Origin of the sequence: Mesorhizobium sp. M2A.F.Ca.ET.037.01.1.1 (assembly GCF_003998075.1) — a bacterium.
In the GTDB taxonomy this organism is placed as follows: Bacteria; Pseudomonadota; Alphaproteobacteria; order Rhizobiales; family Rhizobiaceae; genus Mesorhizobium.
In genome coordinates, this window is record NZ_RZSA01000447.1 from 1 (window position 1) to 5,111 (window position 5,111).

Here is a 5,111-nt window from a genome sequence, read left to right on the forward strand (position 1 = left end):
GGCGCGCCGCGATGATCAGGCCGCCGAGCGCCGACAGCACGCCCATGTTGATGAAGACCAGCAGCGTCAGCCGTTCGGTGTTGATGCCCGAGAGCTGCGCCGCCTTGGCGTTGCCGCCCATGGCGTAGATACGGCGGCCGATGGTCATGCGCTTGGTGACGAAGACGAACAGCGAGATGAGCACACCCATCACCAAGAGCACGACCGGCAGGCCCCGGTAGCTGGCGAACTGGAACACCAGGAACAGCGCCAGCGCGCTGCCGACCAGCGTCTTGATCACGAACAGCGGGAAGGGCTCCGCCTCATAGCCATGGCGCTCGCGCTTGCGCCGCGTCCTGAAACCGAAATAGGCATAGGCGAGCACGGCGATCAGGCCGAGCACGATCGTTGTCATATGCAGCGTCAAGCCGCTGCCGACGATGGTCTTGCCGGCGGCATTGACCGTCGGCGGGATCAGCACAAGCGGGCCGATGACGTCCGGGATGAAGCCCGAGCTCAGCGCCTTGAAGCTGTCCGGCAGCGGGCCGACCGACGAGCCGCCGCCGAGCAGCGCCTGGCAGATGCCGCGGAAGATCAGCATGCCGGCCAGCGTCACGATGAAGCTCGGTATCTTGTGATAGGCGATCCAGTAGCCTTGCGCCGCGCCGATCAGCGCGCCGACGATCAGGCAGACGATCGAGACCACCAATGGATTCGAGAATATGCCGAGCGGCCAGATGACCATCATCATCGCGGCAAGCGCGCCGATGAAGCCTGCCACCGATCCCACGCTGAGGTCGATATAGCCGGCGACGATCACCAGGAGCATGCCCAGCGCCATCACGATGATGAACGAGTTCTGCTGCACCAGGTTCGAGAGGTTGACCGGTTTGAACAGCGTGCCCGACGTCGTGTACTGGAAGAACAGCATGATGACGATCAGCGCGATGATCAGGCCGTATTCGCGCAGGTTCGTCGTCAGCGCCGACACGGCGATGCGTGGACCCTGCTTGACGTCTTCGGCTGTGCCGCTTTGCGGTGCGGGAGCGCTTTCTGTGCTCATGATGCTTTTTTTCCTTCTCCGCGAACGATGGCGCGCATGATTTTTTCCTGGCTGGCTTCGCTTGCCGCCATTTCGCCGACGATACGCCCTTCGTTCATCACATAGATGCGGTCGGTGATGCCGAGCAATTCGGGCATTTCCGACGAGATGACGATGATCGCTTTGCCCTCGGCGGCGAGGCGGGCGATGATCGTATAGATTTCGTACTTGGCGCCGACGTCAATGCCGCGGGTCGGCTCGTCGAGGATCAAGACTTCCGGATCGGCGAACAGCCATTTCGACAGCACCACCTTCTGCTGGTTGCCGCCCGAAAGGTTGCCTGTCAGCTGATAGACGCTGGAGGCGCGGATATTGGTCTTCTTGCGGTAGTCGTTGGCGACGCTCATCTCGCGCATGTCGTCGATGACGCCGCGGCTGGAAACGCCGCCAAGATTGGCCAAGGTCACATTGTGCTTGATGTGGTCGATGAGGTTGAGGCCGTAGGTTTTGCGGTCTTCCGTCACATAGGCGATGCGGTTCTCCACCGCCTTGCTCACCGACGAGAGGTCGAGCGGTTTGCCGTGGAGCGACACCTCACCGGTGATGTGCCGGCCGTAGGAGCGGCCGAACAGGCTCATCGCGAATTCGGTGCGGCCGGCGCCCATCAGCCCCGCAATACCCACCACCTCGCCCTTGCGCACATTGAGGTTTACGTTCTTGATCACCTGCCGCTCGGCGTGGATGGGGTGGTAGACCGACCAGTCCTTCACCTCGAAAATGACGTCGCCGATCTGCGGCTCGCGCGGCGGGTAGCGGTCGTCGAGGGAACGGCCGACCATCGAGGTGATGATGCGGTCTTCCGAGATGTCCTTCCTCGGCAAGGTCTCGATGGTGCGCCCGTCGCGGATCACCGTCACATTGTCGGCGACACGGTTCACCTCGTTCAGCTTGTGCGAGATCAGGATCGAGGTCATGCCCTGGCGCTTGAACTCGAGCAGGAGGTCGAGCAGCGCCTGGCTGTCCTTTTCGCTGAGCGAGGCCGTCGGCTCGTCCAGAATCAGGAGCTTCACTTCCTTGCTGAGCGCCTTGGCGATCTCGACCAGCTGCTGCTTGCCGACACCGATATTGGTGATCAGCGTCTTGGGATCCTCCTTGAGCCCGACCTTCTTGAGCAGGGCGGCCGTGCGCGTCTCATTGGCGTCCCAGTCGATGACGCCATAGCTGGCGTGCTCGTTGCCGAGGAAGATGTTTTCCGCGATCGAGAGCATCGGCACCAGGGCAAGCTCCTGGTGGATGATGACGATGCCCATATGCTCGCTGTCGTGAATGCCTTTGAAATTGCATTCCTGGCCGCGAAAGATGATTTGGCCATCATAGGTCCCGGACGGATAGACGCCCGACAGCACTTTCATCAGCGTCGACTTGCCGGCGCCGTTCTCGCCGACGATCGCGTGGATCTCACCTTCCTCGACGCTTAGATTGACGTTCGACAACGCCTTCACGCCGGGGAACGTCTTGGTGATGTCGCGCATCTCCAAAATCGTCGAGGCCATCGGGTCTGCTCCTTGGCGCACGCTTTCCATCATCGGAGAATGCCATGCGCGAAATCAAAATGCTGCGGCTGCCTTCGCACCGTGACGGCGCGCTGCGCTGCAGAAGCCGGCAAAAACAATACCGGGGTCGCTTCTGAACGAAAAGGGGCCCTGCGTCACGCAGGACCCCTCGTTTCAAGCCGGATTACTTCAGCTCTTCGGCCTTGATGTAGCCGGAGTCGACGACCAGCTTCTCGTAGTTCGACTTGTCGACCTCGACCGGCGTCAGGAGGATCGAGGGAACCACCTTGACATCGTTGTTGTAGGTCTTGGTGTCGAGGCCCTCAGGCTTGCCGCCCGAGAGTACCTTGTCGACGAGCTCCACGGTCGACTTGGCCAACTCGCGGGTGTCTTTGAACACCGTCGAATACTGTTCGCCCGAGATGATCAGCTTGACGGAGGCGGTCTCGGCGTCCTGGCCGGTCACGATCGGCCAGGGCTGAGCGTCCGTCCCGTAGCCGACGGCGCGCAGCGAGGCGGTGATGCCGCGCGAAAGGCCGTCATAAGGCGACAGAACGCCATCGACGCGGCTGCCGTCCGAGTAGTTGGCCGAAAGCAGGTTGTCCATGCGCGCCTGGGCGGTGGCGGCGAGCCAGCGCAGCGTGCCGACCTTGTCCATGCCCGTCTGGCCGGACTTGATCTTGATCGAGCCGTCATCGATCAGCGGCTGCAGGACCGAGATTGCGCCATTGTAGAAGAAGAAGGCGTTGTTGTCGTCCGGCGAGCCGCCGAACAGCTCGACGTTCCACGGCTTGGTGTTCGGGAAGCGCTCCTTGAGGCCCTTGACCAGCGAGTTCGCCTGGATCACGCCGACGCCGAAATTGTCGAAGGTGGTGTAGTAGTCGACATTCGGGGTCTTCTTGATCAGGCGGTCATAGGCAACGACGACGACGCCCGCGTCGTTGGCCTTCTGCAGCGCGTCGGCCATGGTGGTGCCGTCGATCGAAGCGATGATCAGCGCCTTCGGTCCCTTGGTGATTTCGTTTTCCAGCTGGCTGAGCTGGTTCGGGATGTCGTCCTGCGCGTATTGCAGGTCGACGGTGTAGCCGAGCTTCTCGAGCTGGGACTTGACGGCGTCGCCGTCGTTGATCCAGCGCTGCGAGGTCTTGGTCGGCATCAGCACGCCGATGAGGCCCTTGTCGGCCGCGTGTGCCGAGTAGGTCATGGCAGCGACGCCAAGGGCCGCGACGGCGGCCAGTGTCTTGATGATCTTCACGATTACTCTCCCTGGTTGATAGACGCGACACCTCGGGGCTTCGCGGGCCGCGCAGCCGGGCAGATGCGCTGGCGCGCCTCCGTCGGCTTTATCGATCTCCGGTATCCTCCCAATCGGCCCCGCGACGCAGGTTCAATCGATACGAATTCGCTCGTTACCGACCCCTGCGCCTCGGAACGCGCGAAGGGTGTGGCCCTTTGACATAACTGTCAAATGCGATCTTTGGTGATTGCTATATCGAAACTGATATGGCTTAGAAGGTTGAAAGGAAACCCGCTTCGGAGGTCTAGGATCATGGCGGCGATGCAAGATTTCGGCGCGATTTCAGGTGGTTACGAGAAATCGCCGGGAGACGGCGAGACGCTGCTACGCAGCGGCCTGAGCCTCCGACATATGCGCATGATCACCGCGCTGGACGATCACGGACGGGTGAGCGCGGCCGCACAGGTCATGAACATCTCGCAGCCGGCCGCCTCGCGCATGATCGCCGAGATGGAGGCCGTGCTCGACGTCAGATTGTGCGAGCGGCTGCCGCGCGGCGTGACGCTGACCCCTTATGGCAAGGCGCTCGCGCGGCGCGCCCGCTCGATCCTGCTCGAAATGCGCGAGGCCGATCGCGAGATTTCCGAGCTCAAGGCCGGCAAGGGCGGCGCGGTTTTCCTAGGCGCGGTGACGGCTCCGGCAATCGAGTTGGCCGTGCCGGCGATTCGCGAAATCCGCCGCATCTATCCGCGCATCGAGATCACCATGCAGGTCGAGACCTCCAACGTGCTCGCCCGCGAACTGATCGCGTCGCGCCACGACTTCATCATCGCGCGCATTCCCGACGATCTTAACCCGAGGCTCTTCGAATCGCGCGTCATCGGCGTCGAGAAGGCCTGCCTCATCGTACGCCGCGGCCACCCGCTGGCGAGTGGCAAGGCAGTGAAGCTGGAAGACACGGCAGCCTATGACTGGGTCTTCCAGTCCGGCGGCTCGCCCCTGCGCCAGGCGATGGAAAGCAACTTTCTCAACCGCGACATTGCGCTGCCCGACCGCATCCTCAACACCTCGTCGCTGCTGCTCACTTTGGTGATGGTGGCGCAGTCCGACGCCATCGCGCCGGTCTCGATCCAGGTCGCCAGGTTCATCCAGGGGGCCGACGGGCTGGCCGGCGCCATCGACGTGGTCCAGACTGAGTTCGATATCGAGGTCCGCCCCTACAGCCTGATCACGGTCAGGAATCGCGTGCTCTCGCCGGCCGCGAAAATGCTGCACGACTTCATCTTGCGCGAAGTGGGGT

4 protein-coding genes are annotated in these 5,111 nt (G+C 62.4%); 1 reads left to right on the forward strand and 3 read right to left on the reverse strand.

What is annotated here, in order from left to right; all coding sequences use genetic code 11:
• From EOA27_RS21060 to chvE, 3 genes are all read right to left on the reverse strand, one after another.
• Positions 1-1,042, reverse strand: a 1,042-nt coding sequence (locus EOA27_RS21060) for a sugar ABC transporter permease (protein WP_145970450.1), incomplete at its 3' end; no start/stop codon positions are given.
• Positions 1,039-2,574 (reverse strand): multiple monosaccharide ABC transporter ATP-binding protein, encoded by a 1,536-nt coding sequence (gene mmsA / locus EOA27_RS21065; protein ID WP_126079340.1) that lies wholly within the window; start codon positions 2,572-2,574, stop codon positions 1,039-1,041. The genes mmsA and EOA27_RS21060, both read right to left, overlap by 4 nt.
• Positions 2,575-2,758: 184 nt before the next feature.
• Positions 2,759-3,829 (reverse strand): multiple monosaccharide ABC transporter substrate-binding protein, encoded by a 1,071-nt coding sequence (chvE, locus tag EOA27_RS21070; RefSeq protein ID WP_126079339.1) that lies wholly within the window; start codon positions 3,827-3,829, stop codon positions 2,759-2,761.
• A gap of 294 nt (positions 3,830-4,123) precedes the next feature.
• Between chvE and EOA27_RS21075 the strand changes: the two genes are divergently transcribed.
• Positions 4,124-5,111: LysR substrate-binding domain-containing protein (locus EOA27_RS21075; RefSeq protein WP_126079338.1), on the forward strand; the 988-nt coding region annotated here is incomplete at its 3' end.